Genomic DNA, 24,706 nt, shown 5'->3' on the forward strand with positions numbered 1-24,706 from the left:
CGGAGGCGTGATGAAACTAACAACCCTGAGCCTCTGGCTCGCAGGGGGCGTGCTCGCCTGCGTCTATTCCGCCGCAGAGGCGGCGCCGTGGACGCTGGAGCAAACCCTGAGCGCCGCACAGCGCTACTCCGCCGGGCTTTCCGCCAGCCGCAACGAGGAACGCGCCTGGCGCGCCATGGCGGACTCGGCGCGCGAACTGCCGGACCCGAAACTGAAAGTCGGTATTGAAAACGTGCCGGTGGAGGGCGGCAATGCCCGTCGCTTCACCCGCGACGGCATGACCATGCAGCGTATCGGCGTAATGCAGGAGTATGTCAGCAGCGAAAAGCGCGAACGCAAAGCCCAGACCCTTATCGCCGAATCCGCTAGCGTCCGGGCGAAAGCGGATGTCATTCTCGCCGCCCTGCAGCGCGATGCGGCGCAGGCCTGGTGTGATCTCGCCCTGTCGCAAAAAGCGCTGCAGGCGGCGCAACGGCTGGTTGTGGAAACCGAACGCCAGCTGCCGGCACAGAAAGCGGGGGTCGGCGCCGGGGAAACGTCCGCCGCGTCCGTGGTGGAGCTGCAGATGGCGCTGGCGGCGCTTCGCGATAATGTCACCCTTGCTGAGCGCGACGTTACGCTTGCCAGAACGCGGCTGCTGCAATTAACGGGCGAGGACATTACTGATACGCGCGGTCCGCTGCCGCGCTATCAGCGGTTGCCCGCCGACCCTGCCGCGCTTGAACAGGCGATCGCGCAGCACCCGGAGCTTGCGCTTGCCGCACGGGAAGCGGAGGTTGCGAAAGCCCGCTCCGCCCAGTCTGCGGTGGCGGCAAAACCGGATGTCGGGGTGGAGGTGTGGTACGGCAAACGTGCACAACGGGAAGAGGATATGGCGGGCATTATGGTGACCGTCGATCTGCCGCTGTTCCAGGGGCACCGCCAGCAAAAGGATTACGCCGCCGATCTCTCCCGCGCTTATGAGGCGAACGACAAGCTGGCGCAGGTGACGAGGGATGAGATAGCCCGGGTGCGCACGCTGCTTGCGGAGTATCAGGCTGCGCAGACGCTCTGGACTCGTCAGCAGCAGGAGATAGTCCCGCTGCAGCGCCAGCGGCTTACCTTGCTGGAAGCGCAATATCGCGCAGGCGAAAGCGATATTGCCGCCGTGCTGGCGGCGCGACGCGACGTGCTCAACAGCGAAACCAGCGCCATCAGCGCCGAAAAGGCGCTCGCCAGCCGCTGGGTCGCCCTTCGTTACCTCACTCCCGAGGCGTTAGCACAATGAAAAAATTAACCTTAATCGCGTTAGCGCTCTCTCTGTTTATAGCGGCGGCGGCGGGCTACTGGGCTGGTCGTGAGCAAGCGTCTGAAGGCGCAAGCCAGAAGCCGGAGCGTCAGGTGCTCTACTGGTATGACCCCATGGTGCCAGGCCAGCGTTTCGATAAGCCAGGCAAATCGCCTTTTATGGAAATGGATTTGGTGCCGCGCTACGCCGATGAAGAGACGCAGCAGGGCGGCGTGACGGTGGACGCCCGCCAGCAGCAAAACCTTGGCATGCGCACCGCGCCAGTCGAACGGCGCGCGCTGACGTCGCCTTTCTCCGCTTTCGCCACCGTAGAGCAGGATGAGCGCAGCGTGGAGGTGGTGCCCGCTACGGCGACCGGCGTGGTGGAAAAGCTGTTTGTTCGCGCGACGGGGCAACAGGTTAAAGCGGGCGAGCCGTTGGCAAGACTCTGGATCCCGCAGTGGACGGCGGCCCAGCAGGCTTATCTGGCGGTGCGGCAGCTTGGCGACCCGGCGCTGAGCAATGCTGCCCGTGAACGGTTGGCGCTGCAGTTTATGCCTCAGGAGGTGATCGCGCTCGTTGAGCGCAGCGGCAAACCGCAACCGCGTGTGACCCTGCGGGCCAGCCGGAATGGGTATGTCACAAAACTTGAAACGCGGGAAGGGGCGCAGGTAGCGGCGACCGCGCCGCTGTTTGAGTTAGCAGGCCTGGACTCTGTCTGGCTGGTGGTGGATTACCCCGCCTCGCAAGCGCTGGAACCCGCGAGTGAAGTGGTCGCCCGCAGCGAAAGCTGGCCGGGCGAGTGGTTTACCGGCCGCGTAAGCGAACTGCTGCCAACGCTTGAGAGCGGAACGCGCACGCGAAAAGCGCGGGTGGTGTTGGATAACCCGCAGCAAAAGTTGCGGCCCGGCATGTACCTGACTGTGCAACGCGCTAAGGAAACGGCCATTCCCTCCCGGCTGGCTATTCCCGAAGAGGCGCTGATTGAGACCGGCAGTGGCGGTCGGGTGCTGGTGGCGCAGGAGGGAGGGCGCTTTGCGCCGGTTAACGTGACGGCAGGCATGCGTAGCGACGGTTTTGTGGAAGTGCTTGGCGGACTCAAGGAGGGAGAGCGAGTGGTCACTTCCGGTCAGTTCCTTATCGATTCCGAAGCGAGTTTGCGCAGCGCGCTGCCGCAAGAGGCTGACATGAGCGCAAGCTATGCCGGCGAGGGCGTAGTGAAAGCGCTGGAAGCAGACAGCGTCACCCTCGCGCATGGCCCCATTCCGGCGCTTAACTGGGGGGCGATGACCATGGATTTCGCGCTTGCGCGCCCCGTTACGGGAATATGGGTAGGGGACAAGGTGACCTTTCATTTTACCGTTGATGAGAAAGCGGGAGCGGTGATTACCCACCTCATGCCTGCCGGGGAGGCGAAGCCATGATCGCGCTTGTTATTCGCTGGTCGCTGAAAAACCGTCTGCTGGTGCTGCTGGCGACGCTGGGGCTGGCCGTCTGGGGCGTCTGGTCTCTCATGCGGGCGCCGCTGGACGCCTTGCCCGATCTCTCGGATGTCCAGGTCATTGTGCGGGTGAGCTACCCGGGAAAAGCGCCGCAGGTTGTAGAAGATCAGGTGACCTATCCGCTTACCACCACCATGCTCTCAGTGCCGGGCGCGAAGACCGTGCGCGGCTTTTCCATGTTTGGCGACGCCTACATTTACATTCTGTTTGAAGACGGCACCGATCTCTACTGGGCGCGATCGCGGGTGCTTGAATATTTAAGCCAGGTGCAGTCGCAATTGCCCGCCCAGGCGAAAGCCTCGCTCGGGCCGGACGCCACCGGGGTAGGCTGGGTTTATGAATACGCGCTGGTGGATCGCAGCGGCACGCATAGCCTCGCCGATCTGCGCTCGTTGCAGGAGTGGACATTGAGGTATGAACTCAAAACCGTTCCCAATGTGGCTGAAGTGGCGAGCGTGGGCGGGATGGTGCGCCAGTATCAGGTCGTTCTGCTGCCCGAGAAGCTGCGCGCGTTAAGCATTACGCATCAGCAAGTTATCGACGCCATACAAAGCGGCAACCAGGCGAGCGGCGGCGCGGTAGTGGAGATGGGCGAAGCGGAATATATGGTGCGCTCCACGGGCTATATTCAGAGCCTTGATGATTTGCGCGACACGGTGGTGATAAACCGCAACGGCGTACCGGTGATGCTTGGCGATGTCGCCACCCTGCGTCATGGGCCGGAGATACGGCGCGGCGTGGCGGAGCTGAATGGCGAAGGGGAGGCGACGGGCGGCATCATCGTGATGCGTTACGGTAAAAACGCACTGGAGACGATTAACGCCGTGAAGGCGAAGCTTGCTGATATTCAGCGCACGCTGCCGCAAGGCGTAGAGATTGTGCCGGTATATGACCGCTCGACGCTTATCGGACACGCTATCGACACGCTCACCCATAAACTTATCGAAGAGTTTATCGTGGTAGCGCTGGTCTGCACCCTGTTTCTGTTCCACTTTCGCTCGGCGCTGGTGGCCATGGTTTCACTGCCGCTCGGGATCCTGGGCGCTTTCGTGGTGATGCATTACCAGGGCATTAACGCCAACATCATGTCGCTTGGCGGCATCGCTATCGCTATTGGCGCGATGGTCGACGGCGCCATCGTGATGATTGAAAACATGCATAAAGCGCTTGAGCACTGGCGGCGGGAGCATCCGGAGCAGGAGCCGCGCGGCGGCGACTACTGGCGTATCGCCGCCGAGGCGTCGGCAGAAGTCGGGCCTGCGCTGTTCTGCAGCCTGCTGATTATTACGCTGTCGTTTATTCCGGTCTTTTCGCTGGAAGCGCAGGAGGGGCGCATGTTTTCGCCGCTCGCCTTTACCAAAACCTGGTCGATGGCCGTCGCCGCCGGGCTTGCGATTACGCTCGTGCCTGTGCTGATGGGCGCGTTTATTCGCGGGCGCATTCGTACAGAAAAAGAAAACCCGCTTAACCGCTGGCTTATCGCCGCTTACGAGCCGTTGCTCAATAAAGCGCTGGCCTGGCCGAAGGCGACGCTGGCGCTGGCATTTGCCCTGCTGCTGGTTACGCTGTGGCCGCTCAGCCGTCTCGGCAGCGAGTTTCTGCCGCCGCTGGATGAAGGCGATTTGCTCTATATGCCGTCCACACTGCCCGGGATCTCGGCCCGCGAAGCGGCCCGACTGCTTCAGCAGACCGACCGGCTTATTAAAACGGTGCCGGAGGTAGAGAGCGTATTCGGCAAGGCGGGGCGGGCGGAGACGGCGACCGACCCGGCGCCGCTCACGATGCTTGAAACCACCATTCGCTTTAAACCGCGCGCGCAGTGGCGTGCTGGTATGACCATGGACAGGCTGGTTGAGGAGCTGGACCGTGTGGTGCAGGTGCCCGGCATCGCTAACGTTTGGGTGCCGCCTATCCGCAACCGCCTCGATATGCTGGCGACGGGGATTAAAAGCCCGGTGGGCATTAAGGTCAACGGCAATTCGCTTGCGGATATTGAACGGGTGGCGCAGCAGATAGAACAGGCGGTGAAAAATGTGCCAGGGGTAACCTCGGCCCTGGCGGAACGGCTGACGGGCGGACGCTACGTTGATATCTCCATCGACAGACGCAAAGCCGCGCGCTATGGCGTTTCGGTAAAAGAGTTGCAATCGATGGTGGAGAGCCTGGTCGGCGGCGACAATATTGCGCAAACGGTGGAGGGGCGGGAGCGCTACCCCATTAACGTTCGCTATCCGCGCGAATGGCGCGACAATGTGCAGAAGCTGCGCGAGTTGCCTGTAGTGACCGCAGGCGGCGCGCAGGTGACGCTGGGTGAGCTGGCGGAGGTAGCCCTTGTTGAAGGGCCGCCGATGCTAAGAAGCGAAAATGCACGTCTTTCCAGCTGGGTGTTCGTTGACCTGCGCGGGCGTGATTTGCGCTCTGCCGTCGTCGCCATGCAGCAGGCCGTTGCGCAGCAGGTGAAACTGCCGCAGGGGGTGACGCTTGCCTGGTCGGGGCAATTTGAATATCTGGAGCGCGCCGCCGAAAAGCTGAAAATCGTCCTGCCGTTCACCTTACTGATTATTTTTATTCTGCTTTATATCACTTTTGGACGACTGAGCGATGCCCTGATAATTATGGGAACGCTGCCATTTTCCCTTATTGGCGGCATCTGGTTGCTCTGGTTGCTCGGATATAATCTCTCCGTTGCCGGAGCGGTGGGTTTTATCGCGCTGGCAGGCGTTGCGGCGGAATTTGGCGTTATTATGGTGCTTTACCTTAATCAGGCGATGCAGAAACAACGTACCTCGCAGACGTCTGAAAATAACGAACATATTGAAGCTGCTATTCACGAAGGCGCGGTGCTACGGGTGCGGCCCAAGGCGATGACGGTCGCCACCATCATGGCGGGGCTATTGCCCATCATGTGGGGCGACGGAAGCGGCGCAGAGGTGATGCGCCGCATCGCTGCGCCGATGATAGGCGGCATGGTGACCGCGCCGCTGCTTTCCATGCTGGTTATTCCCGCGCTCTATTTTCTTATTCATCGGCGAAAATAGCTTTTAACCGCTCCATAAGGGGCGGTTTTTTTATCACTCTCAGTCAAAGCATAATCATTATTCTAAGCTAATTTCGGATTAAGCTCGCTGTGGTTAAGCTATTATTTAGTTAACCTTTGCTAAGGTTGGCCTGAAACATATTTTATAAGTAAGAACTTAATTGATGAAAAAAGCGGTAACCCTTCTTATTCCTCTCTTGTTTTCATTTGATAACGCCAGCGCAGCGGAAAATAAACGCCTGCCTAAGCCTTTTACAACGCTCAAGAATAATATTGCGCAAACGTGGAATGAGCCTGCGCACTATGACGGCTATCTGCCCGTTATCACCTGGCATGCGCGCTTCGCTTACGATAAAGAGAAAACCGACAGGTACAATGAGCGACCCTGGGGCGCCGGTTTCGGCCAGTCGCGCTGGGATGAAAAAGGCAACTGGCACGGGCTGTACGCCATGGCGTTTAAGGATTCATTTAACGAGTGGGAACCCATCGCCGGCTATGGCTGGGAAGCTACATGGCGCCCGCTTGTTGACGATAATTTCCGGCTTGGGCTTGGCTATACCGTGGGCGTAACGATGCGTGAGAACTGGAACTATATCCCGGTTCCGTTGGTCTTGCCCCTGGCGTCTGTAGGATACGGACCGGCGACGTTTCAGATGACTTACATTCCCGGAACCTATAACAACGGCAACGTCTACTTTGCCTGGTTGCGGCTTACGTTTCAGTAACCTAAAAAAAATTTGGCCTTCGTCACACTTCAATCCCTGTAAAAACAAGGGTTAAAAGCAGGGCGGAAAAAAAGTTGGCGACTTTTATCACTTTTTAGCAAAGTTCGACTGGACAAAAGCCATCACAATTGATGTACTGATACCCGACACAGCATTTGTGTCGTTTTTTCATGTAAAGGTAATTTTGATGTCTAAGATTAAAGGTAACGTTAAGTGGTTTAATGAATCCAAAGGTTTTGGTTTCATCACTCCGGAAGATGGCAGCAAAGACGTGTTCGTACACTTCTCTGCAATCCAGAGCAATGGTTTCAAAACTCTGGCTGAAGGTCAGCGCGTTGAGTTCGAAATCACTAACGGTGCCAAAGGCCCTTCTGCTGCTAACGTAATCGCTCTGTAAGCGTCAGCAAGAATTTCAAAACCCGCCCACTGGCGGGTTTTTTTATGCCTCTTTTTCGGCAGCCTTCAGTAAAACAAAAACGTTTTTAAGAAGGCGGCGACGACCAGCACGCTCAGCAGGATGGCCCCCAGGCTTTGCAAATTCTCTTTCATGGCGACACCTCAAAATGACGATGCCGCCATGGTGGCAGAGAAAGATTAAGACTGGATTAAGATGTAAACGTTAATGGGCGCTGGCGGCGGAAAAGATCCAGAATGCGAGCGCCGTCATCGTAAACGAGCCCGCCAGGTTTACCGCCACGTTCAAGGCGGCCCAGCCAAAACGTCCTTGCTGCAATAAAAACACCATTTCCGCGGAGAAGGTAGAAAAGGTGGTTAAGCCGCCGCAAAAGCCAGTGGTGATAAGCAGTTTCCACACAGGATCGATATGCGTCAGGCGGTTAAACCAGGCAAGCCCTGCGCCGATAATGAATGCGCCTGCCAGGTTTGCCGTCAGCGTGCCAAGCGGAATGGCATGATGCAGCGGATTAAGGCGCAGGCTTAGCCACCAGCGCAGCACGCTGCCCGTGCCGCCGCCGATAAAAACGGCCAGTAAAATATTTACCACGTTAAGATCCATCAGCAGAAATTTCAGAAACTAAAGTCTACCGCCGCTCCGCACAGCCTGGCTATCCCCGATATACTCGTTAAAAAAGCGTACGGGAGAAAAATAATGAAAATCGCTGTTGGGCAGTTCGCCGTTACGCCGCACTGGCAGAAGAACGCGCTGACCTGTGTGGAGATGATGGCTAAAGCGGCAAAACAGGGCGCCGATTTGCTGGTTTTGCCGGAGGCGTTGCTGGCGCGTGAAGACAGCGACCCGGATTTATCCGTGAAATCAGCGCAGACGCTGGATGGCGAGTACATACGCATATTACGCGAGGAGAGCCGTAAAAACGCGCTCACGACGCTTCTGACGGTGCATGTGCCCACAACCAGCGGAAGAGCGGCAAACACGCTGCTGGGGCTCAGAGGCGGCAAAATTATCGTGCGGTACGAAAAGCTCCATTTGTACGATGCGTTTTCTGTACAAGAGTCGCGATATGTCGACGCCGGTGAGACCGTTCCTCCGCTGATTGAAGTCGCGGGCATGAAAGTCGGATTAATGACATGTTATGACCTGCGCTTTCCTGAGCTGGCGCTAAGCCTGGCGTTAGCTGGCGCTGAGGTGCTGGCGTTACCCGCCGCCTGGGTGCGCGGCCCGCACAAAGAGCATCACTGGGCGACGCTGCTTGCCGCCAGGGCGCTTGATACAACCTGCTATCTGGCGGCGGCGGGCGAGTGCGGCAATAAGAATATCGGCCATAGCCGGATAGTAGACCCCTTCGGCATTACCATCGCCGCCGCAGCCGAGGAGCCGGAGATGGTTTTTGCTGAGATTTCTTCGCAGCGCGTTGCGCAGGTGCGGGAAAGATTACCGGTGCTGAAAAACCGCCGCTTCGCTCCACCGAGTCTGTTGTGATGTTTTTTTACGCAACGCTTGATTCACCTTGTTACAGATTGCTATTGTGTGTCGGGCTCAAATGTCCGTTAATAAGTGCGGGCTTTCGGGTGGCCATTTAAGCGCCAGTTTTTTAAAGAAGGTATGTATGGGTGAAATTAGTATTACTAAGCTTCTGGTGATCGCCGCGCTGGTGATCCTGCTGTTTGGTACCAAAAAGTTGCGCACGCTGGGCGGTGACCTTGGCGCTGCAATCAAAGGCTTTAAGAAAGCGATGAACGACGACGACGCCAGCGCGAAAAACGCCCCGGCGGCTGACGCGTCCGCAGAGCGTCTCTCTCACAAAGAGTAACTGCGTACTGCCCGTTTAAGGGGTATAAAAAAACCGGCGCTAAGCGGCCGGTTTTTTTGTGGGTGAAAGCCCGAGAGTAACAGGATGTTACGCTGTTATTTGACTTCCATCCCTTTCGCCTGCAAATCAGCATGGTAAGAGGAACGAACAAACGGGCCGCAGGCTGCGTGGGTAAAGCCCATCGCCAGCGCTTCCGCTTTCATCTCTTCAAACTCTTGCGGACTTACGTAACGCTGTACCGGCAGGTGATGACGGCTTGGCTGCAGATACTGGCCCAGCGTCAACATCGTTACGCCGTGGGCGCGCAGGTCGCGCATTACCGCAACGATCTCTTCATTTGTTTCGCCAAGACCCACCATCAAACCCGATTTGGTCGGGATATCCGGGTGCGCTTCTTTAAAGCGTTCCAGCAGCTTCAGCGACCAGGCGTAATCGGCGCCCGGACGTACCTGGCGATAAAGACGCGGCACGTTTTCCAGGTTGTGGTTAAACACATCCGGCGGCGTAGCGGTGAGGATGTCCAGCGCTTTGTCCATGCGGCCGCGGAAATCGGGCACCAGCGTTTCGATTTTGATGCTCGGGTTTTTTTCACGAATCGCGCTGATGCAGTCCGCAAAGTGTTGGGCACCGCCGTCGCGCAGATCATCGCGGTCAACAGAGGTGACAACAACATAACGCAGACCCATGTCGGCGATGGTTTGCGCCAGCTTCTGCGGCTCGTTAGCATCTGGCGCGACCGGTCGGCCATGGGCCACATCGCAGAACGGGCAGCGACGGGTGCAGATAGCGCCCAGAATCATAAAGGTGGCGGTGCCGTGGTTAAAGCATTCCGCAAGGTTCGGACAAGAGGCCTCTTCGCAGACGGAATGGAGGCCGTTTTTGCGCATCGCCGCCTTAATTCCCTGAATACGGGTAGAGTCGGCAGGGAGTTTGATTTTCATCCACTCCGGCTTTCTGAGCAGTGCCTCGCGCTCTGTAACCACGTTTTTAACCGGGATAAGGGCCATTTTATCGGCATCGCGGTATTTCACACCGCGTTCCATCACAATGGGTTTACTCATAGCGTGCGTGTTCCAGTTGCGGATAACGAAGGAAAGCGTCTCAATTCAAGCAAACGTTGTATTTATCAACTATTTTTGAATTAGCGGCACGCAGTATATCATTAGTAACAGGCAGAAATCAGCCTGCGGGCACGGGAAATAGAGAAAGAATTGTAAAATAGTTGTTATTTCGTGCCCTTATGTGGGTTAAACGCCTGTACGCAGGCGTCTGATATCCATGAGCCCTTATTCGTGCTTGCCAAAGCCTTCCACCAGCGCTTCAATGACGCTCTGCACTACCGGGTCGCGCAGGCTGAACTTGTTGTAATGCAGGGAAATATCCACGCCTTCATCAATCAAAATTTCGCTTTTCACTTCGCTTAACTGGCAGCTCTCTTTAAACATTTCATACAGCCTGCCGGGCATAAAGCCTATCAGATCGCTGCTGCCGATGATTGCGGCTATGGTCACCATGTTGTAGCTGCTAAAGGTGACGTTGCGATTAGGCAGCAGGGCGTTAATTTGCTTACGCAGGCTGCTGAGCGCTTCGTTTGGCATCATGATAAGGGTTTGACCGTAGCGCTGCAGCTGTTCCATGGAAACAGGCGCTTCGCTGCAGGGATGGCCGCGACGGCATACCATTACGACACGGTCTTTAAACAACACGTGGCTGCTCAGGGTGCGTGAGGACCATGAGCTGGCGTCAATGACCAGGTCGGTCTGAAACTGGCTGAGCTGCGCTTCGGTATCGGTAAGCGGGATGTTGCGGATTTGCAGGTTAGGATTGACTTGCTGAATCAGTTGGTAAATTTGAGGGATAACCAACGCGCCCACCGAAGGCGAAGTGGCGATACTGAGCGTGCGCTGTTTATCATGCTCGCCGTGGAAGTCGAGCGCGCCGAGAATCGACTCAAGCCCCTGGCTGATATACTCGTGCAAATGAGAGGCGTAGGCGGTCGGCGTAACGCCCTGGCCTTTGCGGATAAAGAGCGGGTCAGGAAATATCAGCCGTAATTTTTGAATCGACTGGCTAATCGCTGAAGGCGTCAGGTTCAATATTCTGGCCGCGTTCACTATCCCTTTATGAACGTAAACCGCTTCAAAAATGGTCAGCAGGTTGAGATCGATATTTCGCAGCGTCTGGAATATTTGCGGTTTGTTCGCATCGTTTTTTCTGGCGCCGGGGTGCTCCGGGGGATGGTTGAATTCCACGCTACGCTCCAAATACAGTGATAAAACATATAATAAATTGATTATATTTATTAAATCTATAAATTGGCGATTAAGCAGACAATAAAGCCGTTGACGTGTCGTTTCACTATTTAAGTGAATAGGACTTTCCGCTAACGGCAAGCAGGAAAAACGATTTTTCAGATTATTCTCGCATTGACCGCACTGTCATTATTTATTGCCTGAATTAATAATTGCTCGTTCAGGCGAAAAGAAAATATATAATCCATCACAGATTGTAAAGCGACAAATAAACGGCGCGAATGGCCGCAATAGCGCATTGCGGCCTGAATAGAATTTTAAGCAGGAATATATTTCGCGGCGGGATTGTTAAGCAGCGCTAAAAAGTGATGGACCAGGCGCGGCTGGATTTTTTCGATGCTCGCGCCCGGGCGCAACGCGCTGATTTGCGTCATCTCCATGCCTGCGTATCCGCACGGGTTGATGCGTAAAAAAGGCGTAAGATCCATATCAATGTTCAATGCCAGGCCGTGAAAAGAGCAGCCTTTACGGATGCGCAGCCCCAGCGAACAGATCTTTTTCTCGCCCACATAGACGCCAGGCGCATCCGCACGAGGATGGGCTTCAATATCAAGCTCAGCCAGGGTATTAACGACGGTTTGCTCCAGAAGCGTCACCAGCTCGCGTACGCCAAGCTTGCGGCGTTTAAGATTAAGCAACACATACATCACCTGCTGCCCGGGGCCGTGATAGGTAACCTGCCCGCCGCGATCGCTTTGAACAACCGGAATATCGCCCGGCATTAAAACATGCTCCGCTTTGCCCGCCTGCCCCTGGGTAAAAACAGGCTGATGCTCGACCAGCCAGATTTCGTCTGGGGTAGTCTCGTCGCGGGTGTCGGTAAACTCATGCATCGCCTGCGATATAGGCTCATAAGGCTGCAGGCCGAGCTGGCGTATCAGAAGGGTATCCTGAAACAAAACAGCGTCTCCGGAAGGAATAAGGTGCGGGGAGTATATCACAGCCGGGGGAGGGAGATTGCCCGGCTATGGCCGGGCGACGCGATTACAGCACCATGCGGACGATTTCGATATTGCCTAGCTCTTCATAGAGCGTTTCAACCTGCTCGATATGCGTTGCATTAATGGTGATAGAAACCGAGTGGTAGTTCCCTTTGCTGCTCGGTTTAACCTGCGGCGTGTAGTCGCCAGGGGCGTGGCGCTGCACAACCTCAACGACCAGATCAACCAACTCAGGCTTCGCCAGACCCATCACTTTGTAAGTAAAGGGGGTAGGGAACTCAAGCAGTTCGTTAAGTTTGGTTTTCATGTCAGCTCCAGCGTTACGTCAAAAAATAATAACTCCCGCCGTAGCGGGAGTTGGATTGATGCCTAGTATATGGGGACAAATCTGAGGCTTTCAAGTGGTCATTTTTTAGCCGAACCAGTGATGGAACATCAGTTTGATGTAATCAATGATTTTGCCAAAGAAATTGCCTTCTTGAATTTCTTCCAGCACCACCAGCGGGCGCTGGTCGATAGTTTTGCCGTCGAGCTGGAAGTTAATGGTGCCCACCACCTGGTTTTTAGCAAGCGGCGCGTGCAGTTCAGAGGTGTTCAGCACATAGCTTGCTTTCAGATCTTTCATGCGGCCGCGCGGAATGGTCAGGTAAATGTCTTTATCCACGCCAAGCGAAGCGCGATCGCTGTCGCCAAACCACGCCGGTTCAGAGGCGAACTCTTTGCCCGCTTTCAGCGGATTCACGGTTTCGAAGAAGCGAAAGCCCCAGGTCAGCAGTTTTTTACTTTCTGCTTCACGCCCTTTAAAGGTGCGGCCGCCCATCACAGCGGAAATCAGGCGCATCTGGCCTTCAGTCGCTGATGCCACCAGGTTATAGCCTGCTTTATCGGTATGGCCGGTTTTAATGCCGTCCACGTTAAGGCTGTTATCCCATAGCAGACCGTTGCGGTTGGTCTGGCGGATGCCGTTAAAGGTGAACTCTTTTTCTTTATAAATGGAGTATTCGTTCGGCACGTCGCGAATAAGCGCCTGGCCAATCAGCGCCATGTCGCGAGCGGAGCTGTATTGACCATCAGCATCAAGGCCATGCACCGTCTGGAAATGGGTATTCTTCAGGCCCAGGGCGTTTACATAGTTATTCATCAGCCCGACGAAAGCATCCTGGCTGCCTGCGACATAGTCCGCCATCGCTACGCAAGCATCGTTGCCCGACTGCAGGTTGATACCGCGAATCAGCTGTGAAACTGGCACCTGCATGCCGGGCTTCAGGAACATCAGAGACGAACCTTTGAACACCGGGTTACCGGTGGCCCACGCATCATTGCCAATGGTGACCAGATCGGACTCTTTGAATTTATTGGCTTTCATCGCCTGGCCGATGACATAGCTGGTCATCATTTTGGTCAGGCTCGCCGGGTCGCGACGCGTGTCGGCGTTCTGCTCGGCCAGCACTTTGCCTGAGTTGTAGTCGATCAGGATGTACGACTCGGCATCAATCTGCGGCACGCCTGGGATCATGGTTTTGATATTAAGATCGTCAGCGTGAGCGGTAGAAAGTGCCGCGACAGAAAACGCGGTCGCGAGCGCAACGCGCTGCATAAAACGAACGGAGAGAGTGGTCTTCATGGTCAGAACAACGACATCCGTGATGAAAATGAAAAAAAGTGCCTTACTATAACAAATGCGTTTTGGGCTGGCATCCGACTTTGCTCATGACTTTGTTAATGGCCTTTACCTTAACTGACAAAGCGGCAAGCCAGCCCTTCACGTTTTATTGTGCGGCGGCGTTAGTGACGAAAGATTGCAACTGGGCCTCGCTTAGCAGCCGTTGCTGTAGCGCGCTGGCTTCGGCTTTACTGGCGAAAGGACCAAGCTGAACGCGATAAACTGCGCCGTTTTGGTTGACCCGGCCTGGCGCCGAAAATTGCTGGCTCAGCTTTTGTTGCCACTGGCTGGCGCGACCCGCATCGCTGACGGCGCCCACCTGGACCACATAGCCTGCGGCTGCCGTTCCGGCAGCACTCGCTGCGGCGGGGGCCGCAGCGCCCGGCACGCTGCCCTGAACGGAGCCAGGGGCGATAACCGGTGCGGCAGGCTGACCAACAGGCTGCGCAGGGGCGGTTTGCTGCGGCGCGGCAACGACAGGCTGCGCTGCCGCCGGCTGGGTTGTCGGGGCGGCGACAGCGCCAGCAGGGGCGACAACTGGCTGCGTCGGCGCCTCGCTTTCCAGCACGCCGCTGTTTAGCGTGGTAGGCGCGCCGAGGAAGCCACTGCTTTTGACGGGCGCACCGGTCGCATCATCGCTTTGCAGCGTATCGTTACTGATGGCGCGGACGTCGCCCTGCGGCTGTTGAGGCGCTGGCGCTGACGACGCGCTGCCCATGCCGCCGCTTAAGTCCGGACGAGCGGGCAGGGCGTAAGTCTGTTTGGCGACCGTTGTACACGCCATGCCAGGACCGGAGAGCGAACCGTCCGGCGCGACGATAATCGGGTCGACCCGCACTTTGGTGTTATTAGAGGTGTTCAGGCGGTCTGCCGAGGCGCGAGAAAGCGAAATAATCCGATCGTTGCCATACGGCCCGCGGTCGTTAATGCGCACCACAATCATACGGCCGTTCGCCAGGTTCGTGACGCGTGCATAGCTTGGGATCGGCAGCGTAGGGTGCGCGGCGGTCAGCTGCATGGGGTCAAAAGGTTCGCCGGATGCGGTCTGGTTGCTGCCAGGCTCCGCGTCATAAATAGCCGCAAGGCCAGCCTGGCTGAAGCGGGAGAGATCCTGCACGATGTTATAGCGCTTACCGTCGCGCTCGTAATCCTGGTTAACCGAGGGGTTCAGCGGCTCATAGCGCGGCTCCGCGCCGCTGATTTCCACAACAGGCCCGTTACAGACCGCCGGTTGCGGCGCAACAGGCGCCTGCTGTTGTCCCTCGTCACTGGTAGTACAAGCCGCCAGTAATCCTGCGGCGATACAGACGCCAAGCCACTGCTTACGCATTGCGCACCTCTTATACGCTTTTCGACAACATTTTTCTGTGGGTGTGGATCGACATCACGATGCCAAACCCGGCCATGAGCACGATAAGGGCCGAGCCCCCGTAACTCACCAGCGGCAGCGGTACGCCTACCACCGGCAAGATACCGCTCACCATACCAATATTTACAAAGACATAAACAAACAAAATCAGCATCAGGCCGCCTGCCATTACGCGTCCGAAGGTGGTCTGCGCGCGAGCGGCTATCCACAGGCCGCGCATAATCAGCAGCAGATAGAGCGCAAGTAGTATCAGTACGCCCACCAGCCCCAACTCTTCCGCCAGCACGGCGAAGATAAAGTCGGTGTGACGCTCAGGCAAAAATTCCAGCTGCGACTGGGTGCCGTGCAGCCAGCCTTTGCCGCGCAGGCCGCCGGAGCCTATAGCAATTTTAGACTGGATAATATGATAGCCCGCGCCGAGCGGATCGCTTTCCGGGTCAAGCAGCATCATAACGCGCTGACGCTGATAGTCGTGCATCAGGAAGAACCACAGAATCGGGATAAAAGCCGCCAGCAGCAGGACCGCGATGCCGATTAAACGCCAGCTCAGGCCGGAGAGAAAGAGCACGAATAACCCGGAAGCGGCGATAAGAATGGCGGTGCCGAGGTCCGGTTGCGCCGCTACCAGCAGCGTTGGCATAAAAATCAGCACCAGCGCGATGCCTGTATTTTTAAGCGAAGGCGGGCAGACGTCGCGGTTAATAAAGCGCGCCACCATCAGCGGCACCGCGATTTTCGCTATCTCCGAGGGCTGAAAGCGCACGACGCCCAGGTCAAGCCAGCGCTGCGCGCCTTTTGAAATGGCGCCGAAGGCGTCCACCGCCACCAGCAAAATAATACAGAAGATATAGAGATAGGGCGCCCAGCCCTCATAAACGCGCGGCGGGATTTGCGCCATGACGATCATGATGATAAGCCCCATCACAATCTGGCCAATCTTGCGCTCCATCATGCCGATATCCTGGCCGCTGGCGCTCCAGATAACCATCGCGCTGTAAAAGCAGAGCGCAAAAATAATCAGCAGAAAAGTCGGGTCGAGGTGGATTTTATCCCACAGCGACTTTTTATTGGGATTGTCGGTCATGGTAATTAATCCTCAGCCGCCGTCTGAGCCGGGTTCTCGCTCGGCAGGTCGGTGTTGTTATCCCCGAGCATAATATGGTCGAGAATTTGACGCATGATGGTGCCTACCGCCGGACCGGCGCCGCCGTTTTCCAGGATCATCGCCACAGCCACCTGCGGGTGGTCATACGGGGCGAAGGCGGTCATCAGCTTATGGTCGCGCAAACGCTCGGAAATTTTATGCGCGTTGTAGGTTTCGTTGGCCTTCAGGCCAAACACCTGCGCGGTACCGGATTTGGCCGCGATTTTATAAGGCGCGCTGGCGAAATATTTGTGGCCTGTGCCGTTGGCGCGGTTCGCCACGCCATACATGCCGTCTTTCGCGATTTCCCAATAGCCGGAGTGGATATCGCCTACCGGCGGTTGTTCCGGCTGCTTCCAGGGCACCTGCTGGCCGTTGACATTAGTGCTCATCAGCAAATGCGGCACTTTGACGATGCCGTCGTTAATCAGAATCATCATCGCTTTGTTCATCTGCACCGGCGTGGCGGTCCAGTAACCCTGACCGATACCCACCGGAATGGTGTCGCCCTGATACCATGGCTTCTTAAAGCGCTTCATTTTCCATTCACGGGTCGGCATGTTGCCTGAACGCTCTTCGGCAAGATCGATACCGGTAAGGTGGCCGTAACCAAATTTGTTCATCCACTCGGAAAGCCTGTCGATGCCCATGTCATAAGCGACCTGGTAAAAGAAGGTATCCGCCGACTCTTCAAGCGATTTGGTGACGTTAAGCCGCCCGTGGCCCCATTTTTTCCAGTCGCGGTAGCGTTTTTCAGAGCCTGGCAACTGCCACCAGCCCGGGTCGAACAGGCTGGTGTTACGGTTGATAACATTCGCGCTCAGCGCGGAAACCGCCACGTAAGGCTTCACGGTAGAAGCCGGCGGGTAAACCCCCTGCGTGGCGCGGTTAATCAACGGCGTGTTCGGGTCGTTGAGCAATGCCGAATAATCTTTGCTGGAGATGCCGTCAACAAACAGGTTCGGGTTATAGCTTGGCGTAGAGACCATCGCCAGAATGCCGCCGGTGCGGGGATCGGTTACGACGACTGCCGCACGGCTGCCCTGCAACAGGGTTTCGATATAGCTTTGCAGCTTGAGATCGAGCGTCAGATAGATGTCATGGCCTGCCTGCGGCGGCACTTCTTTAAGCTGGCGAATCACGCGGCCGCGGTTGTTGACTTCAACCTCTTCGTAACCGGTCTGGCCGTGAAGGATGTCTTCGTAATAGCGCTCAATGCCAAGCTTGCCGATGTCATGCGTGGCGGCATAGTTAGCGAGCTTGCCGTCTTTATCGAGCCGCTCGACATCTTTGTCGTTTATTTTTGAGACATAACCTATCACGTGGGTGAGGGCGGAGCCGTAAGGATAGTAACGGCGTTTGTAGCCTTTCACTTCCACGCCGGGAAAGCGGTACTGGTTAACGGCAAAGCGCGCCACCTGGACTTCCGTCAGGTTGGTTTTCACCGGAATTGAGGTGAAGCGGTGCGAGCGGGCGCGCTCTTTTTTGAAGTTGGCGATATCCTCATCGTTAAGATCGACCACGCTGCGTAACGCTTCAAGCGTTTGCTGTACGTTATCGACCTTCTCCGGCATCATCTCAACCTGATAAATAGTGCGGTTGAGCGCCAGAGGAATGCCGTTGCGGTCATAGATAATGCCGCGACTTGGCGCAATGGGGACCAGCTTGATGCGGTTTTCGTTCGAGCGCGTCTGGTAGTCGTTGAAGCGCACGATCTGCACGTTATAAAGATTGGCGATCAGCACGCCGGTAAGCAGCAAAATCCCCACAAAGGCGACAAGGGCCCGGCGCACAAAAAGCGCGGACTCAGCCGTATAGTCGCGAAAAGAATTCTGTAATTTCATCCGCTGCTTAGTCTACCTGGTAGCGTTACTCACGATGGTAAGGGTGATTGGTGGTAATGCTCCACGCGCGATAGAGGCTCTCCGCCACCAGCACCCGCACCAGCGGGTGGGGAAGGGTCAAGGTCGAAAGCGACCAGCTCTGCTCCGCCGCCGCTTTGCAGGCGGGGGCCAGACCTTCCGGCCCGCCAATCAGCAGGCTGACGTCGCGCCCATCCTGTTTCCAGCGCTCCAGCTCTTTGGCAAGGCGGGGCGTATCCCAGGGCTGCCCTGGAATATCCAGCGTGACGATGCGGTTGCCTTTGCCTGCCGCCGCCAGCATCATTTCGCCCTCTTTATCGAGGATGCGCTTGATATCGGCGTTTTTGCTTCGTTTACCGGCGGGAATTTCCACCAGTTCGAACGGCATGTCTTTGGGAAAACGGCGCAGGTATTCGATAAAGCCCGTTTGCACCCAGTCGGGCATTTTGGTGCCGACGGCAACCAGCTGCAGCTTCACCCGTCAGCCCCAGAGCTTTTCGAGCTCGTACAGGCGACGGCTCTCTTCCTGCATGACGTGTACGATGACATCGCCCAGGTCAACCACCACCCAGTCTGCGGCGCTTTCGCCTTCCACGCCCAGCGGCAGCAGGCCGGCCGCGCGGGATTCCTGCACAACGTGGTCAGCGATAGAGACGACGTGGCGGCTGGAGGTGCCGGTGCAGATTATCATACAGTCGGTGATGCTGGATTTACCCTGAACGTCTAAGGCGACAATGTCCTGACCTTTCAGATCGTCGATTTTATCGATAACAAAATCCTGGAGTGCTTTACCCTGCAAGTTTTCCCCCTGAGAGAGTGAAAAGTTAACAGACATGGAGGCCACGTCTTTGATTTGATTGTTCTGGTAGCCGTACCGGACGCATTTGGCCGGTCTGCGGACAGAAGTGGGCTATCATCCCACCGCTGGCAAGAGTTTGCATCGCCATTTTTGTAAAACAATTTCAGAAAGGCGCGTGCGGCGGGAGAAAGTCTGGCAGCGGAGAATAGCAGCATCCCCCGCTGTGTCAATGGGCGTATGCGACTATCGCCTTGATGCGCCATGCCCGTAAGTAAAATCAGACGGCGGGCAGGAGGTTGGCTTGCCACGGCGCGCGGTTGTTGAGCGTGCGTAAAGTAACGAAATTATCGAATCGCTCCAGCATGCTCCATGCGCCCTGTTCGATAAGAAAGTGCCACAGCGAAGCGGAGGGCATTTGCATCAACCGGGCGATGAGCAGGCTCAACACGCCCTGATGGCTTACCAGCAAGACGTTTTGCGCATCGTTCATGGTATGAAGACGGGCGATGAGTTGCTCTACGCGCAGAGAAAACGCCTGAAAACCTTCGCCGTTGGTGGGTACGACATTCTGCCAGTCGGCGCACCAGGCGGCATAGTTAGCCGCGTCTTCGCGTTGTAAATCACGGTGATGACGCATCTCCCAGTCGCCGAAATGCATTTCGTTAAGCAGGGGTTCGACTTCCGGCGTCAGGCTGCGGCCTGCGACAATAAGCTTCGCCGTATGCTGCGCACGGCCCAGCGCGCTGCACAGGACTTTATCAAACGGCGCCGCTTTTAGCATTTCGCCCACGGCCTGCGCCTGCTGAATACCTCTTGTGGTTAACACCGTTTCCGAATGGCCGCTGTAAAGCCCGGCCACGTTAGCTTCGGTTTGCCCATGACGCACCAGCCACAGTTTCATTCTTCTTCTCCTCGCTTTATCTGTATGCAGTTTATCACCGCAAAACGACAGGGCGGCGGCTTTGGCTAAAGATGTGCGCGGAATCGGTTAACGGTAAAGATGATGCTCGCGGATGTAGGCAAGGACTCGGGGGGGGACTATCTCATCGCAGGGGCGATTTGCCGCCAGACGGTGGCGAATATCGGTGGCGGAGATATCAAAAAGCGGCGTGTCGGCAAGAAAGATTTGTCCGGCGGGACGCTGATGAAGCAGGGCGATATCACGGGTAAGGCGCGCTTCTAACCAGCGCTGCTGCGCTTCATTCTGCATGCGCACCGGATAGCCGGGACGGCGGCATACCAGAAGGTGGCATCGCTCCAGCAATTGCTCGTAGCGATACCAGTACGGCAGAGAAAGCAAAGAGTCCTGGCCGATGATAAAGGCCAGCGGACGCACCTCGCCCTGTTCTTCACGCAACTGGCGGAAGGTTTCGGCAGTATAAGACGGGGTTTCGCGCTGCAACTCCCGGCCATCCAGCGCAAAGAGCGGATTGTCGGCAATCGCCAGCGCCACCATCGCCTTACGCTGTTCGCTGCTGGCCTGCGGCTGCGGACGGTGCGGCGGGACGTTGTTCGGCATGATGACAACACGCTCAAGCCCCACCGTTTGCGTCAGCGCTTCTACTGGACGCAGGTGGCCATAATGAATGGGATCGAAGGTGCCGCCGTAATAAGCCTGTAATTTGCCAGCCGCGTTAGCCATCAATAAATATGTCCGCCAGGGGTTTATGACAGAGTAGCAGAGAGAGGCTGTCGAGCTCTGCCCAGACCGACTGGCCGTAATCCTGCTTAAGCGTCAGTTCGATTTGCGTCAACAGGCGAACGGCCTGCCAGAGCTGATCGTCGCCAAGTCGCGTTAACGCTTCGGTCAGAAGCCCACGGCGGTTTTGCCAGACGCGGTGCTGATCGAACAGGTTACGCAGCGGCGTAGCAGCAGACTGACGCTTCAGGGTGACGAGCAGCAGCAGTTCGCGCTGAATGGTTCGCAGCAAAATCACCGGCTCGGCGCCTTCAAGGCGCAACTGTTGCAGGATATGCAGGGCTCGCTTGCTTTTTCCCGCCAGCAGAGCGTCGACCCAGTGAAACGGCGTAAAGTGCGCGGCGTCGTTGACCGCCTGCTCGACACGCGGCAGGGTCAGCTTGCCGTCGGGCCACAGCAGCGAAAGCCGCTCCAGCGCCTGGGAGAGCGCCAGCAGGTTGCCTTCATAGCAGTAGCAAAGCAGTTGATTCGCCGCATCATCAAGCTGCAGGTTCATCTGCTTCGCCCGGGCGGCCACCCAGCGCGGCAGCTGCGCCTGTTCGGGCGTCTGGCAGGTAACCTGTACGGCGCGATTCGCCAGCGCGGTAAACCAGGCGGCGTTTTCCTGCGCTTTAGTGAGTTTATTGCCGCGAATAATCAGCAGCAGGTCGTCATGCAGCAGAGAGACCAGCGTAGACAGCTGTTCATTGATAGCCGCGTTCGGGCCATTTTCCGGCAACGTGAGCTGTAACGTTTGTCGGCTTGCGAAGAGGCTCATCGCCTGGCATAACGAGAAGATCGACTGCCAGTCGGTGCTGGCGTCCAGAATAAAGCGATGGTGCTCGGCAAAACCCTGCTGCTGCGCTGAAGCGACGATGGCGTCGTGGCTCTCCTGCAGCAGTAGCGGGTCGTTGCCAAGCAACAGATACGCCGCGCGCAGCCCCTCATGGAGCTGCGCGTGGAGTTGTTCAGGGTAAAGCTTGATCATCAGAGCGTAGTGGAGACGCGGCCAGAAGAGGCGACCGGCGCGGTCGGCGGATTAGTCACCGTAACCGGCTTCTGCGCTTCCTGCGTTTCGGCAACATCTTTGGCGTGAACCGCCAGCAGTTTACGAATCAGCTGCTCGGCAGCTTTATCGTACATTTCCTGAATGATCAGCTCCTGTTCAGCCGTTTTCGCCAGCGCCGTCAGCGGGTTGTCGAAGAACGAGCGATACACTTTGGTGCTGATAGGGTAAATATCGTGATTCGGGATCAGAACCGAAGCATTGACCACCATTACCATCTGGTATTCCGCGGTCTGGCCATTCTGGAATACCGAAGCGGTATCCTGCGACAGCGACGCGCCGCCAAGACGCAGCGACGGAATATCTTTGCGTACCGCGCTCGGCTCGACAATTTCTACGCCGTTAAGGCGCAGCTGCTCGCGAACCGCACGCGTCAGCGGGCCATTCGGATCGCCAGAATCCAGGATCAGTTTCTGCATTTGCGTCGGCACCGACGTCGTGTTGCGCAGGTGCCAGCCACATCCGGCGGTGACCAGCACCGCCAGGCTCATCATTACAGCGATAAAATATCGCACGCTTCCTCCTGCGCTTAGCCTACAACCAGGTTCAGCAGTTTACCCGGCACGTAAATCACTTTACGTACGGTAACGCCGGTAAGGTATTTCGCCACCAGATGCTCCTGGCCGGCGCGTTCGCGAACCTGCTCTTCGGTAGCATCTGCCGGAACGGTGATTTTGCCGCGCACTTTGCCGTTGACCTGCACGACCACGAGCGTTGTGTCTTCCACCATGGCGCTTTCGTCAGCCTGCGGCCACGGCGCGTTGTCGATATCGCCTTCGCCGCCCAGTTCCTGCCACAGCGTAAAGCAAATATGCGGCGTGAACGGGTTAAGCATACGCACTACCGCCAGCAGCGCTTCCTGCAGCAGAGCGCTATCCTGCTCGCCTTCCTGCGGCGCTTTCGCCAGCTTGTTCATCAGTTCCATAATAGCCGCGATAGCGGTGTTAAAGGTCTGACGACGGCCGATATCATCGGTCACTTTAGCAATGGTTTTATGAACGTCGCGGCGCAGCGCTTTTTGATCTTCGCTCAGCGCAGCCACATCCAGCGCCGGCGCAACGCCGCGCGCGGTGTGTTCCGCAACCAGCTTCCAGACGCGTTTCAGGAAGCGGTTAGCCCCTTCCACGCCCGATTCCTGCCACTCAAGCGTCATGTCTGCCGGGGAGGCGAACATCATGAACAGGCGAACGGTGTCCGCGCCGTAACGCTCAACCATCTCCTGCGGGTCGATGCCGTTGTTTTTCGACTTCGACATTTTGCTCATGCCGGTGTACACCAGCTCATGACCCGCGGCGTCGGTCGCTTTCACAATGCGGCCTTTCTCGTCGCGCTCAACGATGGCGTCTTTCGGAGAAACCCAGATGCGCTCGCCGTTGTTGCCCACGTAGTAGAAGGCATCCGCCAGCACCATGCCCTGGCAGAGCAGCTGCTTAGCTGGCTCATCAGAGTTCACCATGCCCGCATCGCGCATCAGCTTGTGGAAGAAGCGGAAGTAGAGCAGGTGCATGATGGCGTGTTCAATACCGCCAATGTAGATATCCACCGGCAGCCAGTAGTTGGCCGCTTTAGGATCCAGCATGCCTTTATCGTGCTGCGGGCAGGTGTAGCGCGCGTAATACCAGGAGGACTCCATAAAGGTGTCGAAGGTATCGGTTTCACGCAGCGCCGGCTGGCCGTTAACGGTGGTCTTCGCCCATTCGGGGTCGGCTTTGATCGGGCTGGTGATGCCATCCATGACCACATCTTCCGGCAGGATAACCGGCAGCTGATCTTCCGGCGTCGGCATCACCGTGCCATCTTCCAGCGTGACCATCGGGATTGGCGCGCCCCAGTAACGCTGACGGGAAACACCCCAGTCACGCAGGCGGTAGTTGATTTTGCGCTCGCCGACGCCTTTAGCGGCAAGTTTGTCGGCGATAGCGTTAAACGCGGCTTCAAAGTCGAGACCGTTAAATTCGCCGGAGTTAAACAGCACGCCTTTTTCCGTCAGCGCCTGCTGGCTGAGATCCGGCTCGCTGCCGTCGGCTGCCAGGATAACCGGCTTGATCGGCAAACCATATTTAGAGGCGAATTCGTAATCGCGCTGATCGTGGCCCGGAACGGCCATCACGGCGCCGGTGCCGTATTCCATCAGCACGAAGTTAGCCGCCCAGACCGGAATGGCTTCGCCAGTCAGCGGATGAATCGCTTTAATACCGGTATCGACCCCTTTCTTCTCCATGGTCGCCATGTCGGCTTCCGCCACTTTGGTGTTACGGCATTCCGCAATAAAATCACCCAGCGCCGGATTATAGGCTGCCGCCTGCTGCGCCAGCGGATGGCCTGCGGCGACCGCGAGGTAAGTCACGCCCATGAAAGTATCCGGACGGGTGGTGTAAACCGTCAGCTTCTCGTCGCTATCCTGCACGTCGAAAGTAATTTCTACGCCTTCGGAACGGCCGATCCAGTTGCGCTGCATGGTTTTAACGGTATCGGGCCAGTGGTCGAGCTTGTCCAGATCGTTAAGCAGCTCATCGGCGTAAGCGGTGATTTTGATAAACCACTGCGGGATCTCTTTACGCTCGACTTTGGTATCGCAGCGCCAGCAGCAGCCGTCGATAACCTGTTCGTTCGCAAGAACGGTCTGGTCGTTCGGGCACCAGTTCACCGCTGAGGTTTTTTTGTAAACCAGGCCTTTTTTATAAAGCTCGGTGAAGAACTTCTGCTCCCAGCGGTAATATTCCGGGGTACAGGTCGCCAGCTCGCGGCTCCAGTCATAACCGAAGCCCAGCATCTTGAGCTGGTTCTTCATGTAATTAATGTTGTCGTAGGTCCACGGCGCCGGCGCAGTGTTGTTTTTTACCGCGGCGCCTTCAGCTGGCAGACCAAAGGCGTCCCAGCCGATCGGCTGCAGCACGTTTTTACCGAGCATGCGCTGGTAACGCGCGATAACGTCGCCGATGGTGTAGTTACGGACGTGGCCCATGTGTAGTCGGCCAGAAGGATAGGGAAGCATCGACAGGCAGTAATACTTCTCTTTGCTCTCGTCTTCGGTCACTTCAAACGTGCGCTTCTCTTCCCAGTGAAGCTGTACTTTGGATTCTATCTCTTCCGGGCGATATTGCTCTTGCATG

Annotated in this window: 23 protein-coding genes; 7 read left to right on the top strand and 16 right to left on the bottom strand. The window is 56.9% G+C overall.

Annotation, left to right across the window (positions count from 1 at the left end; genetic code table 11):
- Positions 1–10: 10 nt before the first annotated feature.
- From ACU4F7_RS06265 to cspE, 5 genes are all read left to right on the top strand, one after another.
- On the top strand, positions 11–1,267 hold the full coding sequence (locus ACU4F7_RS06265) for a TolC family protein (protein WP_481638271.1): 1,257 nt from the start codon (positions 11–13) through the stop codon (positions 1,265–1,267).
- Positions 1,264–2,691, top strand: coding sequence for an efflux RND transporter periplasmic adaptor subunit (locus ACU4F7_RS06270; protein ID WP_481638272.1), 1,428 nt, complete (start codon positions 1,264–1,266; stop codon positions 2,689–2,691). Before ACU4F7_RS06265 ends, ACU4F7_RS06270 begins: the two co-directional genes overlap by 4 nt.
- Positions 2,688–5,807: an efflux RND transporter permease subunit gene (locus tag ACU4F7_RS06275; RefSeq protein WP_481638273.1), complete on the top strand. Its 3,120-nt coding sequence runs from the start codon at positions 2,688–2,690 to the stop codon at positions 5,805–5,807. The genes ACU4F7_RS06270 and ACU4F7_RS06275 overlap by 4 nt, the downstream gene beginning before the upstream one ends.
- A 163-nt stretch (positions 5,808–5,970) precedes the next feature.
- Positions 5,971–6,531, top strand: coding sequence for a lipid IV(A) palmitoyltransferase PagP (pagP, locus tag ACU4F7_RS06280; protein ID WP_029592202.1), 561 nt, complete (start codon positions 5,971–5,973; stop codon positions 6,529–6,531).
- A gap of 187 nt (positions 6,532–6,718) precedes the next feature.
- Positions 6,719–6,928, top strand: a complete 210-nt coding sequence (cspE, locus tag ACU4F7_RS06285) for a transcription antiterminator/RNA stability regulator CspE (RefSeq protein WP_002439184.1) — start codon at positions 6,719–6,721, stop codon at positions 6,926–6,928.
- Between the two features lie 222 nt (positions 6,929–7,150).
- Here cspE and crcB read toward each other — a convergent pair whose 3' ends face one another.
- Complete coding sequence (crcB, locus tag ACU4F7_RS06290) at positions 7,151–7,534, bottom strand: fluoride efflux transporter CrcB (protein ID WP_481638274.1); 384 nt, start codon at positions 7,532–7,534, stop codon at positions 7,151–7,153.
- A gap of 105 nt (positions 7,535–7,639) precedes the next feature.
- Between crcB and ACU4F7_RS06295 the strand changes: the two genes are divergently transcribed.
- Positions 7,640–8,428 carry a deaminated glutathione amidase gene (locus ACU4F7_RS06295; protein WP_481638275.1) on the top strand — a complete coding sequence of 263 codons (789 nt, stop codon included), beginning with the start codon at positions 7,640–7,642 and terminating at the stop codon, positions 8,426–8,428.
- Positions 8,429–8,555: 127 nt separating this feature from the next.
- A complete protein-coding gene (tatE, locus tag ACU4F7_RS06300; RefSeq protein WP_024551844.1) occupies positions 8,556–8,759 on the top strand; it encodes a twin-arginine translocase subunit TatE in 204 nt (67 codons plus the stop codon).
- 95 nt (positions 8,760–8,854) lie between these two features.
- Here the strand turns inward: tatE and lipA are convergent, their stop codons facing one another.
- From lipA to leuS, 15 genes are all read right to left on the bottom strand, one after another.
- A complete protein-coding gene (lipA, locus tag ACU4F7_RS06305; protein WP_024560381.1) occupies positions 8,855–9,820 on the bottom strand; it encodes a lipoyl synthase in 966 nt (321 codons plus the stop codon).
- Between the two features lie 225 nt (positions 9,821–10,045).
- Entirely contained in the window at positions 10,046–11,011 is a 966-nt protein-coding gene (locus tag ACU4F7_RS06310) for a YbeF family transcriptional regulator (RefSeq protein WP_029592205.1), read from the bottom strand.
- Positions 11,012–11,328: 317 nt separating this feature from the next.
- On the bottom strand, positions 11,329–11,970 hold the full coding sequence (gene lipB, locus ACU4F7_RS06315) for a lipoyl(octanoyl) transferase LipB (protein ID WP_481638276.1): 642 nt from the start codon (positions 11,968–11,970) through the stop codon (positions 11,329–11,331).
- An 85-nt stretch (positions 11,971–12,055) separates the two neighbouring features.
- The gene (gene ybeD, locus ACU4F7_RS06320; protein ID WP_007710678.1) at positions 12,056–12,319 is read right to left on the bottom strand and encodes a DUF493 family protein YbeD; all 264 of its coding nucleotides are present in this window, start codon (positions 12,317–12,319) and stop codon (positions 12,056–12,058) included.
- 105 nt (positions 12,320–12,424) lie between these two features.
- Positions 12,425–13,636, bottom strand: a complete 1,212-nt coding sequence (gene dacA / locus ACU4F7_RS06325; protein ID WP_029592207.1) for a D-alanyl-D-alanine carboxypeptidase DacA — start codon at positions 13,634–13,636, stop codon at positions 12,425–12,427.
- Positions 13,637–13,781: 145 nt separating this feature from the next.
- The gene (gene rlpA / locus ACU4F7_RS06330; protein WP_481638277.1) at positions 13,782–15,005 is read right to left on the bottom strand and encodes an endolytic peptidoglycan transglycosylase RlpA; all 1,224 of its coding nucleotides are present in this window, start codon (positions 15,003–15,005) and stop codon (positions 13,782–13,784) included.
- Between the two features lie 10 nt (positions 15,006–15,015).
- Positions 15,016–16,128, bottom strand: a complete 1,113-nt coding sequence (gene mrdB, locus ACU4F7_RS06335) for a peptidoglycan glycosyltransferase MrdB (protein WP_024559120.1) — start codon at positions 16,126–16,128, stop codon at positions 15,016–15,018.
- Positions 16,129–16,133: 5 nt separating this feature from the next.
- Positions 16,134–18,032 carry a peptidoglycan DD-transpeptidase MrdA gene (gene mrdA, locus ACU4F7_RS06340; protein WP_029592209.1) on the bottom strand — a complete coding sequence of 633 codons (1,899 nt, stop codon included), beginning with the start codon at positions 18,030–18,032 and terminating at the stop codon, positions 16,134–16,136.
- A 25-nt stretch (positions 18,033–18,057) separates the two neighbouring features.
- On the bottom strand, positions 18,058–18,528 hold the full coding sequence (rlmH, locus tag ACU4F7_RS06345) for a 23S rRNA (pseudouridine(1915)-N(3))-methyltransferase RlmH (protein WP_024559122.1): 471 nt from the start codon (positions 18,526–18,528) through the stop codon (positions 18,058–18,060).
- 3 nt (positions 18,529–18,531) lie between these two features.
- Positions 18,532–18,849 (bottom strand): ribosome silencing factor, encoded by a 318-nt coding sequence (rsfS, locus tag ACU4F7_RS06350; RefSeq protein WP_024559123.1) that lies wholly within the window; start codon positions 18,847–18,849, stop codon positions 18,532–18,534.
- 277 nt (positions 18,850–19,126) lie between these two features.
- Entirely contained in the window at positions 19,127–19,750 is a 624-nt protein-coding gene (locus ACU4F7_RS06355; RefSeq protein WP_029592210.1) for an adenosylcobalamin/alpha-ribazole phosphatase, read from the bottom strand.
- 87 nt (positions 19,751–19,837) lie between these two features.
- Positions 19,838–20,491 (bottom strand): nicotinate-nucleotide adenylyltransferase, encoded by a 654-nt coding sequence (gene nadD, locus ACU4F7_RS06360; protein WP_481638278.1) that lies wholly within the window; start codon positions 20,489–20,491, stop codon positions 19,838–19,840.
- Positions 20,484–21,515, bottom strand: a complete 1,032-nt coding sequence (gene holA, locus ACU4F7_RS06365) for a DNA polymerase III subunit delta (RefSeq protein WP_024559126.1) — start codon at positions 21,513–21,515, stop codon at positions 20,484–20,486. Before holA ends, nadD begins: the two co-directional genes overlap by 8 nt.
- Positions 21,515–22,108: an LPS assembly lipoprotein LptE gene (lptE, locus tag ACU4F7_RS06370; RefSeq protein ID WP_024559127.1), complete on the bottom strand. Its 594-nt coding sequence runs from the start codon at positions 22,106–22,108 to the stop codon at positions 21,515–21,517. The genes holA and lptE overlap by 1 nt, the downstream gene beginning before the upstream one ends.
- Positions 22,109–22,122: 14 nt before the next feature.
- A complete protein-coding gene (gene leuS / locus ACU4F7_RS06375) occupies positions 22,123–24,705 on the bottom strand; it encodes a leucine--tRNA ligase (protein ID WP_152977129.1) in 2,583 nt (860 codons plus the stop codon).
- Between the last annotated feature and the right edge of the window lies 1 nt (position 24,706).

This window comes from Franconibacter pulveris, assembly GCF_056780215.1.